The organism is Vibrio iocasae, assembly GCF_042245395.1.
GTDB classification, from domain to species: Bacteria; Pseudomonadota; Gammaproteobacteria; order Enterobacterales; family Vibrionaceae; genus Vibrio; species Vibrio iocasae.
Map to the genome: position 1 here is coordinate 2353401 of NZ_CP145311.1, position 15999 is coordinate 2369399.

At 42.6% G+C, this 15999-nt stretch carries 16 protein-coding genes; 7 read left to right on the plus strand and 9 right to left on the minus strand.

What is annotated here, in order from left to right:
- Positions 1-77 precede the first annotated feature (77 nt).
- Positions 78-509 carry a c-type cytochrome gene (locus SNR28_RS20365; protein ID WP_375750484.1) on the minus strand — a complete coding sequence of 144 codons (432 nt, stop codon included), beginning with the start codon at positions 507-509 and terminating at the stop codon, positions 78-80.
- 154 nt (positions 510-663) lie between these two features.
- Here SNR28_RS20365 and SNR28_RS20370 point away from each other — a divergent pair, with 154 nt between their 5' ends.
- Complete coding sequence (locus SNR28_RS20370; protein ID WP_375750485.1) at positions 664-1287, plus strand: cytochrome b/b6 domain-containing protein; 624 nt, start codon at positions 664-666, stop codon at positions 1285-1287.
- Between the two features lie 179 nt (positions 1288-1466).
- The gene (locus SNR28_RS20375) at positions 1467-2438 is read left to right on the plus strand and encodes an SLAC1 anion channel family protein (RefSeq protein ID WP_375750487.1); all 972 of its coding nucleotides are present in this window, start codon (positions 1467-1469) and stop codon (positions 2436-2438) included.
- A gap of 52 nt (positions 2439-2490) precedes the next feature.
- On the opposite strand, the gene SNR28_RS20380 is transcribed toward SNR28_RS20375, so the two are convergent.
- Positions 2491-3546 (minus strand): MBL fold metallo-hydrolase, encoded by a 1056-nt coding sequence (locus SNR28_RS20380; RefSeq protein WP_375754131.1) that lies wholly within the window; start codon positions 3544-3546, stop codon positions 2491-2493.
- A gap of 138 nt (positions 3547-3684) precedes the next feature.
- Here SNR28_RS20380 and SNR28_RS20385 point away from each other — a divergent pair, with 138 nt between their 5' ends.
- Entirely contained in the window at positions 3685-4293 is a 609-nt protein-coding gene (locus SNR28_RS20385; RefSeq protein WP_375750488.1) for a TetR/AcrR family transcriptional regulator, read from the plus strand.
- Between the two features lie 53 nt (positions 4294-4346).
- Here SNR28_RS20385 and SNR28_RS20390 read toward each other — a convergent pair whose 3' ends face one another.
- On the minus strand, positions 4347-4550 hold the full coding sequence (locus tag SNR28_RS20390) for a hypothetical protein (RefSeq protein ID WP_375750489.1): 204 nt from the start codon (positions 4548-4550) through the stop codon (positions 4347-4349).
- Between the two features lie 322 nt (positions 4551-4872).
- On the opposite strand from SNR28_RS20390, the gene SNR28_RS20395 reads away from it, so the two are divergent.
- Positions 4873-5016 (plus strand): hypothetical protein, encoded by a 144-nt coding sequence (locus tag SNR28_RS20395; RefSeq protein ID WP_375750491.1) that lies wholly within the window; start codon positions 4873-4875, stop codon positions 5014-5016.
- 81 nt (positions 5017-5097) lie between these two features.
- Here the strand turns inward: SNR28_RS20395 and SNR28_RS20400 are convergent, their stop codons facing one another.
- Positions 5098-5274, minus strand: coding sequence for a hypothetical protein (locus tag SNR28_RS20400; RefSeq protein WP_375750492.1), 177 nt, complete (start codon positions 5272-5274; stop codon positions 5098-5100).
- A gap of 240 nt (positions 5275-5514) precedes the next feature.
- Between SNR28_RS20400 and SNR28_RS20405 the strand changes: the two genes are divergently transcribed.
- The 3 genes from SNR28_RS20405 (at position 5515) to SNR28_RS20415 (ending at position 6874) form a co-directional block, all read left to right on the plus strand.
- Positions 5515-5736: a hypothetical protein gene (locus SNR28_RS20405; RefSeq protein WP_375750493.1), complete on the plus strand. Its 222-nt coding sequence runs from the start codon at positions 5515-5517 to the stop codon at positions 5734-5736.
- A 204-nt stretch (positions 5737-5940) separates the two neighbouring features.
- Positions 5941-6081: a hypothetical protein gene (locus tag SNR28_RS20410; protein ID WP_375750495.1), complete on the plus strand. Its 141-nt coding sequence runs from the start codon at positions 5941-5943 to the stop codon at positions 6079-6081.
- Positions 6082-6316: 235 nt separating this feature from the next.
- On the plus strand, positions 6317-6874 hold the full coding sequence (locus SNR28_RS20415; RefSeq protein WP_375750496.1) for a gamma-glutamylcyclotransferase family protein: 558 nt from the start codon (positions 6317-6319) through the stop codon (positions 6872-6874).
- On the opposite strand, the gene SNR28_RS20420 is transcribed toward SNR28_RS20415, so the two are convergent.
- The 5 genes from SNR28_RS20420 to SNR28_RS20440 form a co-directional block, all read right to left on the minus strand.
- Positions 6864-7139 (minus strand): hypothetical protein, encoded by a 276-nt coding sequence (locus SNR28_RS20420; RefSeq protein WP_375750497.1) that lies wholly within the window; start codon positions 7137-7139, stop codon positions 6864-6866. The two genes, SNR28_RS20415 and SNR28_RS20420, sit on opposite strands and share 11 nt — an antisense overlap.
- Positions 7140-7273: 134 nt before the next feature.
- Positions 7274-9388, minus strand: coding sequence for an alpha-galactosidase (locus tag SNR28_RS20425; protein ID WP_375750498.1), 2115 nt, complete (start codon positions 9386-9388; stop codon positions 7274-7276).
- Between the two features lie 67 nt (positions 9389-9455).
- Positions 9456-12551 carry a beta-galactosidase gene (locus tag SNR28_RS20430; protein WP_375750499.1) on the minus strand — a complete coding sequence of 1032 codons (3096 nt, stop codon included), beginning with the start codon at positions 12549-12551 and terminating at the stop codon, positions 9456-9458.
- Positions 12552-12632: 81 nt separating this feature from the next.
- A complete protein-coding gene (gene melB / locus SNR28_RS20435; RefSeq protein WP_375750500.1) occupies positions 12633-13997 on the minus strand; it encodes a melibiose:sodium transporter MelB in 1365 nt (454 codons plus the stop codon).
- 305 nt (positions 13998-14302) lie between these two features.
- A complete protein-coding gene (locus SNR28_RS20440) occupies positions 14303-15856 on the minus strand; it encodes a methyl-accepting chemotaxis protein (RefSeq protein ID WP_375750501.1) in 1554 nt (517 codons plus the stop codon).
- Between the last annotated feature and the right edge of the window lie 143 nt (positions 15857-15999).

Below are 15999 nucleotides of genomic sequence, written 5' to 3' on the forward strand. Positions count from 1 at the left end.
ACGCCTGTCTTCCCAAACAGGCAGACAAGCGCTTAACCATTATTTATATCTTATTCAGAAAATCGTCTTGCTAATAACTACTTTTTCACTCTGAACTTACGATGACACGCTTTGCATGTTCCGGTTGCATCTTCAAATGCAGACATCGCAGCCCCTTTGTCCTTGCTCTGCGCAGCCGCATATAAGTCATTAAAGCCGGTATTCAGTTTTTCAAGCCCCATCATGAACTTATCATTGCTCTTCCAAACTGCTGATTTGGCGTTACTTCCATCCTGACTTCCCTCTGGAAACAAGTCCTTCAGTGGAGCAGAAGCTTCAGCTAAGTTTTTACCGTACATTTCCATTTTAGCCCAGTCGATGTTTCTACTTTCAAACATCTCACCAACCATTTCGACATTGTTTTTAACCGTATCAAATCCATTCTGTCTTGCTTCGATTTCTTTAGAAAAATCGGCCGCAAAGGTGCTCATAGAAAATGGAATTAACAGGCCCAATACTAATTTTTTCACAACTTCTTCCTCCGTGACGTCATTTTTACTGATTATTATTTGTTCAATTACATAAATATAGTTACACAAACATTATGGTAATGTAAATTATGTAACCATATATAAGTTAAGGCTTTACAGAAATTTACAAAACATCATTTATAGGACGTCATTTATGAAAGTTTGGGATCTTCCAACCCGACTTTATCACTGGGTGCAGTTGGTATTATTTATTGGTCTAGTTGTGTCAGGACTAACAGAAGAAGGGCCTCACGTGATTGCAGGACTAATACTGCTGTCTCTCTTGCTATGGCGGGTGGTATGGGGATTTATAGGAAGCGAAACTAGCAGATTCACACAGTTCGTAAAATCCCCTCGTGTGGTCACTCAATATCTACAAGGGAAATATCCTGAGAAACCCGGACATAACCCAGCTGGCGCTCTTATGGTATTGGCACTGATCAGCTTACTTTTATTACAGTGCTTCACTGGTCTGGCACTGGCTGGCATGCTCGATCCACTTCCGGGTTCCGAAGTCTGGCTGACTGACGAACTGTTTGACCTCTTTGTCCTTGTCCATGAAAACCTGTTTAAAGGCCTGATCACCCTTTCCGTTCTGCATGTACTCGCGATCATTGTTTACAAAATTAAATCCAAACCACTGGTTAAAGCAATGTTTACTGGAGTCCAGGAAAACCGTCAGCAAGAAACTGTCTATTTTGCGTCCACTTATATTGCAGCATTAGTTTTGTCATTGACTTTAGTCATCAGTTACTTGCTCTACTATTTTCATTTGTAACCTGACCTATACTCAAACAACTAGCGAAGCTCAATGGCTAAAGATATAAACAGCTCATCAATTGAATACAATATTAAGCATTTACTAATATATGATTTTTTATTACTCTACGCTTATTGGCAAATGCCAATAATTTATAAATAAAATCATCATTCGACTAAGAATCTAAGTGAGGAAACATGAGTTTTTTAGACCCAGAGGGAGAAACTCAACAACCTAAACTGGTTTACTTCCCAATCTCGTTTTTTGCTGTTGTCATGGGGTTAAGTGGACTAACTTTAGCCTGGAAGGCCGGTGCTCAGGATTTCGCACCGGAAGCTTATCAGTGGTTTGGCGCCATTGCTTCCCTCGCAATGATAGCTATCACGTCGGTATACGGATTTAAAGTTGTTCGCCACCCTCAAGCCGTTGTACAAGAATCACGCCATCCGGTAAAGTTGAACTTCTTCCCTGCATTTTCAATCAGTTTTCTATTGCTCTCCGCTGTCTGGTTAGAAAACCCGGCTTTAAGCAACGTTCTTTGGACAATCGGTGCCGCACTGCAAATTTGTATGACGGTATATGTTATTAGCAGTTGGCTTCATCATACTCACTATACGCTTTCCCATGCGAATCCTAGTTGGTTTATTCCGGTTGTCGGAAACATCATTGTCCCGTTGGGAGGAAGTCATCTGGGTTACATAGAAATCAGTTGGTTTTTCTTTAGTATCGGTATCGTGTTCTGGATAGTGTTATTGACCATCGTAATGTATCGACTTTTCTTCCACGAACCACTGCCAGAAAGAATGACGCCAATGCTGTTTATTCTTTTGGCTCCTCCCTCAGTGGGCTTTATTTCCTACACAAGCCTGATTGGCGAAGTGGATGTGTTTGCCAGAGTACTGTACTTTTCTGCTTTATTTATGAGCATGGTACTTTTCTCAAACATTATTCGATTTTTAAAAGTTCCTTTCTTTATTTCTTCCTGGGCTTACTCTTTCCCGGTCGCTGCGCTAACAGCAGCAACGGCAAAAATGAGTGGCTTCTTCCCGAATTTTTTCTACAAGACACTGACCATGATTTTATTAACAGCTGTAACCTTGCTACTAACATGGCTTGTCTATCGAACCATTACCGCCATCATCAACGATGAGATGTTCAAACCCGAATAAGAAAACAGGCTCCTGAAATTCAGGAGCCTGCTTAATTGTTTCTTATGAGCTTTTATTTCTCTAGAGCCAGTTCACTCAAGTTAAACTTAGCTTCAACGTCACGCCACCACGCATAATTAGCCTGAGGTGCTTTAACGGGTACTGGCTCACCAAACTTCGGTGTGACTAACTGTACATTTCTTTCCATTGCTAGATCAGAAATTACCTCAAACGGTTCGTACCATTCATGCATAGAGAGATCAAACGTCCCGTTGTGAATCGGTAACATCGCTTTTCCTTTCAGATCGATATGAGCCTGTACACTTTGCTCTGGAAGCATATGAATTTCCGACCAAAGCTCATTGTAGGCACCCGACTCAACCATAGTCAGATCAAACGGTCCGTACTTTTCACCAATATCGCGGAAACCTCCAAAATAACCACCGTCACCACTAAAGAACAGATTGGTGTTCTCAGATTGAATAACCCAACTAGCCCAAAGCGTCTGATCTCTGTCTAGCAAGCCTCGTCCTGAAAAGTGTTGTGCTGGAGTTGCTACTAACTTCAATCCATCAATTTGCTTCTCTTGCCACCAATCAAGCTGAGTGACTTTGTTTTTATCAACGCCCCACTCTATCAGGTAATCGCCTACTTTTAGAGGTGTAACAAAATGCTCGACTTTATCGTTAAGCTTTTTAATTGCTGCTTTATCTAGATGATCATAATGGTCATGACTGATAATCACGACCTTAATATTCGGTAACTCTTCGATAGAAATAGGAGCCTGATGAAAACGCTTTGGACCAATCCACTGAACCGGAGAAGCTCTGTCACTGAACACTGGATCCGTCATGACATACTCACCGTTTAGTTTCATCAAAATGGTAGAGTGACCTAAGCGATATATGGCATCTTCAGTTTGGTTTTCCAAAACCTCATTACTCAGTTGTTGAACCGGAATTTCACCGTTGGGCACAGCGGCTTCACGCTTTACTTCCATACTTTTCTTAAAGTAATCCCAGATATTCCCCATAGACGTTTCGTATTGAATCTCTGAGTTTCTGAACTTTCCTTTCTCCTGCTCTGCACCTTTTTCCGTAGCACATGAAGTAACAATGGCAGCTGACATAATTAACGCTCCTAACAGGGTAATCTTTTTCATCGGTTTACTCTTCATCAAAGTACACTACATAGTTTACATTTAAGTTTTAAAAAGTAAACCCCTTAGTGTAAAATCATAAAAGTTGTCATTTTTGGTAGTAATAGCATGTCGAAAAAAACGAGAAGTGAGCTTAAGCGCGAAGCCATTATTAACGCCGCAAAACAAGCATTTACTGAGTATGGTGTTCAGGGGACCAGCATGGATAAGCTTTCCGAACTTGCTCAGGTTTCTAAAAGAACGGTATATAACCACTTCGAAACCAAAGAAGTACTGGTGATGCACATCCTTAGTGAACTATGGCAAAAGGCAACGGTGGATATCGACATTTCTTATGATGCGTCCCTTCCTTTACAACAACAGTTGTCTGCTCTTCTGCTTGCCGAAGGAAAAATCATTGCATCACGAGAGAACATTGAGTTATCACGTGTCGCATTCGGACACTTTTTTTATAATCCTGAAGCACTGAAAAAGGAGATGGTGAAGTACTCTGCTCGCGAAACAGCATTGTATAAATGGCTTGAAGCCGCGGTAGCCGATAGAAAGCTGAAGGATATGGATTTTGAGTTTGCTAACGGTCAGTTGCACAACTTACTAAAAGGGAGCTGTTTCTGGCCACTTCTACTTGGCATGAACTGTAGTGTTGAAGATACTGACTTGTCTAAACTGGCAAATGAAAGTGCTGCCATGTTTTTGAGCCATTATGAGATAAAGTGAATCCATCAAGAAAGCTCAGTTTTGGAGTAATACGCAAAGTGTGTGTTACTCTATTACTTAGCGGAAACACGAAACATATAATTTCCCCAAAGATCCAAAGCAATATTTTGCTCCAGCTCTCCAATTAACCTCGCAGGTACTTCCGTAGTATAAATATGGTTGTTTCTCACTTTAAACATCTGTTGACCTTCGACATCCTTGATCACGTCACCATCAAAGGTACCAACTGTACTACCATCAATATTCACTATGTTCATTAAGTTATCTCATTAATTACATGTATATACATATGATATATTAAATCTGGTCAATGTATATACCTTAACAAAAACTTAATATGGCTCCTTCCTTGAAAGCTGACAAAGCGTATATAAACATTTCCTTCCTTTATATGCCGCACAGAATAACATTCCGTAAAATTATATATTAAATTAAAAGTGTTAACAGTTGTAAAATTCCGTCATGCGTGGCTTTTTCGATATTTTGAAGCATTTACTTCGTCATAAACGACTTTACATCTCAAAACTATTTCCCTGCCTCGAATAAAATAAGCATATACACACATAGAGAGGTAAGAGTATGGACAAGATTATTAATGCCATAGCGGTTTCACTATTCGCATGTAAGTATGCCGTCGTAGTTATTCTGGCTGGTTTATCGATTTCGACAGGGGCAATTGCAGCAGACTTAATGATGATGACCGGGTTGGAGTCGAGCGAGTAACGCTTTTTAAATCTAATTTAACTCACAGACTTCAACGATTATTAGGTAAAAGCCAGCAATTGCTGGCTTTCTTATTACTCTTTAACTTTCAGGAAACTCTCCTTTCCCTTTAATTTCTTTACCTTCAACTTGCCAGTGTTCTTCCGGATCAAATGCTTTGTCACAGATATCGACAGAGAAACCCATATCAACAACTTCTTTCAGAGTTAGGTTATCCGCAAGCTGAGTAGTTTCACCGCGTTTGTTACGTAATTCCATAATTGACTCCCGTCACCCGTCCATTCACTTTAACTATAGACTCACGCGAAAAGCCATGCTCTGACTCACCTGCTCTAATTATGAGACGCCAATTTATTTAGGATTGCTAATAAAATCGAACACGACAACTGTATACATAAACAGTATTTCTTGACACATACTGATAACAGATCAATACTGTATGTATAGCCAGTTACCAAATCGGTAGCAAGCTATGTGGTAAACAGAAAGGAGGGAAGTATGCTATCGCTAACTGAACGACTTGAGCAAATCAACGAATTGCGCAAACAGGCCTTGTCTGATCCAGAGTTTATCCAGTCTGCTAAGGCTCATGAAAAAGCCATCCAGAGTAATCACACTAATAACAGCAACCCGAAAAGACGAAAACAGAAGCAAAAGACATTCGCTGATGTATATCGGGAAACAAATTTTTCCGTTAATCCTGCTGGGTCGAATCACTAGCCCCAGCTATAAATTGAACAAAATTCAACCAGATATCTACTCATTTGCCAGAGAGACTGTGAGCTCTCTGGCATGAAATGACCCTTATAGAAATATTTCACTTATATTTCACTTTTATTTCAATAAATGTATTGCTTTCAAATTACATTGTATATACCATGTATATGTTTCCACTAGACATTGAGATTACATAAAGGGGGCCACATGGCAACACGCAAAGAACTAAAAAAAGCTCTATCTTCTTGGAGCAGAAAAGACGTTAAAGAATTTAGCGAAGCCCCACTAGCATTTAGGCTGATTGGTGTAGCTATCGTTTCTTTTCTAGCGGCTATCTCTGTTATCTAAATTAAAAAGTAGCTATTGCAGATAGGAAATGGGCGCGTTTAGCGCCCTTTCTATTTCTAAAACCAAATAATTTTACTCAAATCCATTCGTAAATATAAAGAAATTGTTAAAATTTCTGCTTTTTCTTGTTTCCCACTCTTTCGCAGTCCACACATAGCCCCAAATAAATCCATTGCACTGTTCAAATTTCGTGGCACTATTGCCGAATTAATGTCCACTCTTGCAAAAGGTTACTATGTATATTTTTGGCTACGGCAGTTTAATGAATGAAGCTTCCCGAACATTAACTGGGCACACAGGTCACGCCATCCCCGCAGTAGTCCACGGAATGGTAAGAAGCTGGAGCAAAATAGATGACTCATACCGGGCATCCCCTGTTGCGGTTGTTGAAGGTGAAGGTCAGGTAAACGGTGTTTTGCTTGAAATTGATGATATCGCTTTAAAAGAGTTTGATGTTCGAGAAGCCGGGTACCATCGAATAAAGCTCAAACCGGAACAGATTGAGTGCGTAGAAGCGTTTGACTCGGAAAAGCCTATTTGGATATACGTTGTCAATGAAGCCAGTGCACCTTGCCACAATGTGCCTATTGTGATGAGTTATGTGGATACTGTTCTGGCAGGCTGCTTAGAGATATCAGATGCTTTCGCAAAGCATTTTGTAGAACATACTCAGGGTTGGCATCATCCTTTGAAGAATGACAGGGACAACCCTGTTTATAGTCGAGTAGCTGGCGTTGAGTCACATCACCAGAATCGCGTTGATGAGCTCATTGCGTGCTGGATTACTGATTGATGAGTTTTGCCGCTTCCTGTTCACTCATTCGGGCGGCATTAAAGACAAAGTAGCAATCTTGTGATTTGGCAATAGAAACATCACCAGTGAAGCCAGCGCTCTTTAAACGCTTACACAACTGTTCTGGAGCGATTTCGAAAATCACATTAAGGAAAGGAAGCATGCTCCCGTTGATAATATGGTTTTGATTAAACATATCGATTGCTTCTTCATACTGGTCCGAATCGGTATATTCAATAATTTCTAGTGCTTGTTCTAACAACATTAATTGCTCCGTTTAATTCCTGGAAAGAGCGTTAGCTAAGTCCGATAAGATAGCATAAAACCGTTAAAACCGAACAAAAAAACAGGCCGGACTTTAAGCCGGCCTGTTACATTATGTGTCTTTAGCAAGTATCTCTAACTGACACTTTCCAACTTAATTAGCACCGCGGTTTCCGGGTCCAGAACCGGGGTTGCAATACCCGCTTTTGCCAGCCACTCACCAGAGCACACAATTTCGCGCTCAGTCCACAACGGCTGACGATTTACGATGTCGTAGAAGTTCTCCGGGCAATCGAGCAACGTGATCTTGTATTGTTTCGAAGCAATTAACCCAGGTATACGTAGAGTACTGCTGAGTGAGTTCGTTGGCATCGCCAACTGAGCAATCATAATCACTGCCTGACTTTGATCAGAGCTAATGACACCATGCGCCAGATGAGCTTCATCGTCTGTAACAAATCTGACGCCATTTCCACTATGTAAAAGAGGACGGAGCTGCTTATGTAGTTCTATGTACTTCACAAAGCCTTCTTTTTCCTGAGCTGACTCTTTTACCGGATCCAGCTCAATACCCATATGACCAAACAGTGCGGTTAATCCACGGAAGTTTATATCATGAGTACGTCGCGTGCTGTGGCAATGTCTGGCTCCTATATGACATCCCATCACCTCTGGTGGGAAGAAATAGCTCATGCCTCTTTGGATCTGCTGTCGTTCTAACGCATCGTTGTTGTCAGATGCCCAGAAACGTAATGTACGCTTTAACACTTCATAGTCGATACGACCACCACCAGCAGCACAGGATTCAATTTCCACTTCCGGATGTTTTTCCATTAGCTTGTCTACCAGTTCGTAGTATCTTTCTACCTGACGGTGACCAGAGGCAAAGCCATTGTTGCCCGGCTGCACAATCTCACGGTTCATATCCCATTTGATATAAGCAATATTGTAACTACTTAGGAAATGATCCAGACGAGCAAGCAGATAATCGAAGGCGTCGTCAATTTGCAGGTTAATGGCGTATTGGTTTCTGCCTGTCGGTTGCTCATAACCTTCGAGAGCGAGCAACCACTCAGGATGAGCACGGTAAAGATCAGAATCCTTGTTTATCATCTCTGGTTCAAACCATAGCCCGAATTCCATTCCCAGGTTATTTACATGCTCAACAACCTTGTTCAAACCGTCCGGATATTTATTCTCATCCAGATACCAGTCACCCAGCGCGGCTTTATCACCATTTCGATTTCGGAACCAGCCATCATCGATAATAAAGCGCTCGACACCCATTTCCGCTGACTGGGTCGCCATATCCATGATGTAATCAGGATCGTGGTCAAAATAAATACCTTCCCAGGTATTCAGGTGAATTGGGCGAGGTTTATTCGCCATTCTCTCGCCTAGAATGCTGTCTCGAACATGTTGATGAAAATGCTGACTCATCTGGTTCAGGCCATTTTCACTGTAAGTCGCATAAAGCCATGGTGTTGAAAGGCTCTCCCCCTGCTCAAGGACGATTTCGCCCGGAAGGTAAAGCGCTTCGGCCTGCATAAAACGTCGCCCATCCGCTTTTACATCGATTCTCATGCGGTGGTTTCCGCTCCATGCCAAGTGGAACCCCCAGGCTTCTCCAGACATCTCATCAAAACCTTTGGTGCCAGCGATAAATGCTGGATAGTGCTCGTGAGATGTTCGTCCACGACGGTTTTCTTGCTGATATCCACCTTGCGTGAGCAACATTCGGGTTTGCTGAAACTCATTAACCCAGCGGCCATAGTATGTGAGCAATTCTTTTGCTCTTTCCGGCAGAGGAAGCGTATTAGCAAGTCGGTTAACAGAGTATGGGCCACTCTGGTTGTTAGTCAGTGTATGACGAGCCTTAACCACATCGTTTTTGTCCAGAAGCAACTCAGTGACGAGAGTTAACCCCGCCTGAGTGTCGACCGCAGTTATAATTAGCGAGTCATCTTTCTGTTCTACCGACTGATTGACAAAAACCGGAGCCCAATGCTGACCGTTTCGGTGTCCTTCTAGTGCCGGGCTGCTAAACAGGCCACGTCCTAGCTCAGGCGCTAACGTCATCGGAATATCTGTATCAAGACGGCCATAAGGAATAGCACGGGACAGAGTTTGCTCCTCACTCTCTGAATGTGTACTAATCGCCTCTCCCCAATACAAAATTTCAGTGCTGTCAGAAAGACTTAAAACGATTTCAGTATCATGACCTTTCAGGGACAATACATTTTGCTTCATGTTATTTCTCTTATTATTCTTTCTGCTCCGGATTGAGTTTTCCGGAGCGGTTATTTCAGCGTGTTACTTAGTCAGCTAGTGACATGGTAAACCCAAACTTGTACTGCGAATCTTCAAGCAAATACTCGCTATGAACGCTAGGACTCCAGGAATCATCACCACCAATTCCCATTGAAAAGCCATCCAGGCGCACATACAAGCAATCATCGGCTTCAAGCTCATTGGTATGCTTTGCTTGTGTTAGATTAAATTGGCTATAACGACTTACTGAGAAGTTAAAGTTACCTTCTACCAGAACTCGTCCAACCTTAACGCGCTTCACATCACAACGCAGACCATTCTCTGATGGGAAAATGTAATCGGTATGCATTTCCTGATACGACAGCGCGTATTCACCAAAGTGCGCGGCTGTTTTTCGATCCGGATAGTTTTCATGAGGCCCACGTCCATACCATTTCACAGCGTCTGCCGGGACAGGTAGCGCAAACTCAGTGCCTACTCTTGGCAGAGATGGAAGGCCCTCGGCAACATCAACAGAAACCATTACCTCAATTTTGCCATCACCAAGTATCTGGTAGCGACGATTCGAGATAAGGACAACTTCACCATTCGCAATATGATGGTGTTCTGCCTCAACCAAGATACTGTCGGAGGTTTCTTCAACAGAAAGGGACTGGCACTCACGCATAAGCGAATCTAATCCCGCAGCACCCCACTTACTGATCCAGGAGTTAGGGTCAACAAAGTCCGCTTCACTGGTACCAATATCGTTGTCTAATGGTGCGCGGTAAAAATTGTCTCTCATCGCTCTTTGCATCAGATTTTCGCCGTCTGCTGACCAATCAGAAATTGAACCACTCGCTTTCTCAAAGGTGACTCTGCCATTCGCGGTTTCTATTCGAATGTACTGTCCGTCCTGAACAACCGTTGGTTTGTCTACGTTATCTTTTTTCGCTGTCTCACTCAGCGATAATGATCCAGCCAGAGGGATCTGTTCCATTGCTGTAACATGACCACTTTGAGCCCAGCTAACGTCTCGGTTTAATACGACTTCCAGATTAAGGTGTACTTCCTTTCCTGCCGCTATTTCTGGCAAGTGTTTCGCGAGCTCGTAAACTTTGCTACTTAACGGCTCAACACTCAGTTCTATTTCACCGCTAAGTACTTCCTCACCTTCCTGACAAACCTGCCACTTCAGTGATTCTGAATCGCTGACGGTAAACAGATGTTCACTTGCTACTTTGATACTCAGACTTTCGGATTCGCAAAGCTCGAACTGATAGAACTGCTGTGCTTTCTTCACCTCAAACAGAGATGGGTGCGGTGTACGATCCGGGAAAAGTAAGCCATTAATACAGAACTGGCGGTCATTGATCTTGTCACCAAAATCACCTCCGTATCCCCAGTAGCGTGTACCATTTTCGTCCTGTTTACTTAAGCCCTGATCAACCCAGTCCCAGATGAAACCGCCTTGTAACCTTGGATACTGACGAAATGCATCCCAGTACTTGTTAAAGCTACCTGAGCTATTACCCATAGCATGAGAGTATTCACACAAGATTAGAGGGCGATTTTCTCCCGGACGAGTAATCCAACCCTTAATTGCCCATTTAGGCACAGCTTCAAATGGCTGATCTTGATCGACTCGTGCATACATCGGACAGATGATATCCGTAGCAGCAGTATCTGCACCTCCACCTTCATATTGCACCGGACGGCTAGGATCTCGTTGCTTGGTCCACTGATACATAGCATGGTGGTTAAATCCAATCCCAGATTCGTTACCAAGGGACCAAATGATGATAGAAGCGTGGTTCTTGTCCCGTTCAACCATACCAACCATACGTTGCATATAGGCGCTCATCCACTGAGAGTCATTCGACAGACGGCTCATCGGGAACTGCCCATGGGTTTCGATGTTCGCTTCATCTACCACATATAAACCATACTCATCACATAGGTCGTAAAAAGCGGGATGATTTGGATAGTGCGCGGTTCTGACAGCATTAAAGTTGTTTTGCTTTAGCAGCAACACATCTTCACGCATGCTCTCCAGACTTACAGCATGGCCATCTTCCGGGTGGTGCTCGTGGCGGTTAACACCTCGAATAAGTACAGGCTTACCATTCACTTTTAGCAGACCATCGGTGATCTCAACACTTCGAAATCCCACACGATATGCTTCGCAATCCACTCGTTGGTCATTTTCATCTAACAGAGAGATAACGCAACGGTACAGATAAGGAGACTCTGCACTCCACTTCTTAGGTTCTTTTATCTCGATGTCATGGAAAGCGATGTCTTCCCAACAGCCTTTTTCATCAATAACTTTAGTGTCACACTGACTGATGTAACCCGTTGTTTCGCCAACAGGGTTGCTTTCAGAATCAAACAGTTTTACAACTATTTTGTGAGATTTGGTTTTCTCGCTAAGACGGGTTCTAAGCTTTAAGTTTGCGTCACGATACGTCTCATCAAGAACCGTTTCTATAGTGATATCTTCAAGGCAGACTTTCGGTTTACTGATAAGTGATACATCACGGAAAATACCGCTCAGCCACCACATATCCTGATCTTCCAGATAAGAACCATCCGACCAACGTATCACCATTACTGCTAACTGGTTTTCTCCGTCTTGCAGATGTTTAGTTAAGTCAAACTCAGCAGGAAGGCGACTGTCCTGGGAATATCCTACCCAGTTTCCGTTACACCAGAGGTGCATCGCGGAGTTTACTCCTTCAAATACGATACGGGTTGTTCGCTCTTCCCAGCCTTTATTCAAAGTAAATGATTTGCGGTATAGCCCGGTCGGGTTTTCTGCCGGGACATGAGGTGGATTGTCTTCGAAAGGATACTTAATGTTGGTATAAATCGCGTTGTCGTATCCTTGCATCTGCCAATTAGAAGGTACCGTAATTTCATCCCAATCATTGTCGTCAAAACTATTCCCAACAACACTCTCTTGCACCAACTCAGGTTTATCAAAAAGCGCAAACTTCCAGCCGCCATTAAGCGAAGCTTTGAACTCCGAACTTTTTTTTGCAAGTGCATCTCGTTCACTAGCGTAAGCATTTAATGGTGCGTGAGCTGCTATCTTATTGGCTTCAATAACCTGATGGTTTTCCCAATCTCTAGCACGAATAATTTCTTCGAATGTTTTCATCTTAACTACCAAAAGTCTTTCCAAACAAATTAACTCCATAACCGATAAACAATTATGGAGTTAATAATTCATCAATCGCGATTACGCTTTCACAGCTTCTAGCTCTGTTTCTTGTTCTACTACATCTTTGTTGAAGCCTTCATGCAGACGATAGAAGCGTTTGTAGATAACCCCACTGCTCGTCATCATCACTGCAGGAATCACCAACATCATTACCTGAAGACCAAAGATTGTGCTCTCAGCCTGCTCAACATTTGGAACATAGCCGATAGCCGACAGGCCAACACCAGTAATGAAACCACCAGCAGCGCCAGCAAACTTAACCAGCATGGTCTGGATAGAGAAGATAACACTCTCGCTACGACGACCTGTTTTGTGCTCACCGTAGTCTACAACGTCTGCTAGCATGACTGTCTGAAGTGCGTTCGCAATACCAACACCGAATTTAATCGCAGCACCAGACAGGCCAATTAGCAGTGCATTACCCGGTGCAGCCATGCCCATGAATACAAGAATCAGGCAAGAAACAATTGGGAAGCCACAAGCAATCATCCATAGGTGTTTACGTGGTAAACGGCCAGCGATGTGCGGGAACAGGAATACACCTGCTACCTCTGCAGCACCTGCCACCATCATGTAGATAGGGAACAGTTCAGCGTTACCAAGTGCGTAAGTGAAGTAGTAGATAGCAAAACCACCAACCAGCATGTTTGCAATCTGGAAAGAAAGAACCGTGCCGATAAGTGCTTTTAGCTGGTCGTTCTGGCCGATGATGGCAAGAACATCTTTAATATTGAATTTTTCAGTTGTTGCAGCAGGTGCCGCTTTCTCTTTTACGTTACGCGCAATAAGGAATGCACTCATTACAAACAAAACCGCAATCAACATAGCGACATTGAAGAAGCCCTGACCCTGATCACCATTGCCAAGCTCACCAACAATGTGCAGACCATAAGTACCTGTCACGAACCATGCAAGGCTTGCGAACAGACGAGGCCATACAACCAGTTTTTCACGCTCCTGACGTGAGTCCGACAGCGCAGGGATCATTGACCAGTACGGAATATCCATAATGGTATAAGTCAATCCCCACAGAATGTACGCAGCTGCTGCATAGACATAAAGCGCAGTGCCTTCAAACATATGAGTACTGAAAAGAGCGACAAGAACAACTGCGTTAAGAATGGTGCCAATCACAATCCATGGGCGGAACTTGCCAAATTTAGAACGAGTGTTATCAACAATCATGCCCATCATCGGGTCAGTGATTGCATCAATAATACGGGCAGCAAGGAAGATGGTACCAACAAATGCTGCTGGTAGACCCGCAACATCCGTAAAGTAGAACATAAGGAAAATGTAAATTGGAGCACAGGCAAAATCTTTACCTAGGGCACCAAGGCCATATGACATTTTAGTTTTAAGGGTGATCGCCGAATCGGACATAAAAATCTTTCTACCTATTAATTAGAGTATTACTTACTAAGGAGGCTGAATATTTATATATCTCGATAGAACATTCCGTGAATTAGATCTCAATTGGAAACGTTTACATCAATAGAGATTTAGAGTCGTATTTATTTTGTGATCATAATCACTAAAGATAACCAGAAAGATTATATTCAGCGCACAAATGTAAGTTTCACGAGATTTGCATCACAAATAAATGTAACAGAAACTTTGTTACATGCAGACAGATTATGTTCGCACGAACATTGAAATGTAAACGTTACCAGCAATTTAACCAAAAGTTATCTGAAGCTCTTTCCGAGCGACATTAACTTTTGGGATTGCTCCTCAATTTTGGAAGCGTTGTGAGCGATCTGCTCAACTTGAGATATGTTATTGCCTGAAGTTTGCTCAATTGCATCGATATTCATACAAACATCCATGGCGACAACACTGAGTTTTTCCGCAGCGGAAGAAACCTGAGTCGCATCATCCGTGATTTCGGAGATGATGCTACACAATGCCTGCAGTGATTCTTGAGTTTCGTTTGTGACATTCACACACTCTTGTGCGTTTAGCTGACCGTTCTCCATTGCTTTATTTAGCGATCCCAGAGTGGTTTGAATCCCATCGATTGACTTTTGAATTTGTTCCGTGGCATCCTGAGTTCGTTGGCTCAGCGCTCTCACTTCATCGGCCACCACTGCAAAACCTCTTCCCTGCTCTCCTGCTCTTGCCGCTTCTATCGCTGCATTCAAAGCTAATAAATTGGTCTGATCCGCAATACCCTTGATTTCAGCCATCATGCCATTAATTTTTTCAGACTCTTCGGTCAGCTCATCGGTAATATGGGCCGACTGTTTTACTTCATTATTTAACAGGTCAATCGTCTCGTGTGTATGAGAAAGTTTATTCGTAACCTGATCAGCGGTGTCTTCTGCTTGTTTGGTTCGGTTAAGAGTATCGTCACTGCTTTCGGCAATACCCGCAATGGTCTCGACTGTCTGTTCCATCGCTTCAGATACTTTTTCGAGCTCCTTTTTCTCATCCTGAATATTCTTCTTTGCAGCCTGAGAAGACTGAGCAAGCGTATCTGCATCTCCTAAAAGAAACTTACTGCTATCAGTTACCCTTCCAATAATTGTCCGGAATTTCCCCTCCTCCATTTTGAGATGATACTCAGGGATGTTCTCTCCATCCTCACAAAACACGAGCCTTGATACGCTGTCGTAATCACTGGCCAGTTTTTCTGAGAATTTGGGTCTTAGAACAATGTCCGGATAGAAAAAAATGAATGGAAGAACGGGCAGTAATATAGATAGGTAAGGAGAAACCATCACCGTCAATGCGACAATGATCAGACTCAGTAACGTGAACAGTGCTAGTTTTTGTGAAAAACCTAACTTAATAGAACGAATAGAAAGCCCTTTACTTGAACTTTGTTCACTGGCAAGCACCGTTTTATAAAGCTTTATCGCCCTCTTTTTCTCCGCTTCACCTAAGTTAGTTCTAACAGACTGATATCCGGTCAATATGTCCTTTTCATAAATAGGTGTCACAAAAGCATCGACCCAGTAATACCGACCATCTTTACATCTGTTTTTTACAGCACCTCGCCAGGCTTTCTTCTTATTTAAATTATCCCAAAGATCTTTAAATGCCGCTTTTGGCATATCTGGGTGTCGGACAATATTATGGTTTTTGCCCACGAGTTCTTCTTTTGTATAACCAGCAACCTGACAAAACGCATCATTCGCATAAGTAATGATGCCTCTCTTATCAGTAGTTGAAACTAACTCGGTTCCCTGAGGATAAACAACTTCCTCATCTATAATCTTTTTAGATTTCTTTAACATAGCATCAGCGAGTCCATTGGGAAGTTCTCAGTAATTATAGTAAACAGATGCACAATTTGTGTTGTCTTCAAAGAGAACAACACCTGTTGATTCTTAAACTCATAATCCAGCTCACATGACGATATAATAAAAGCAGTGATCAA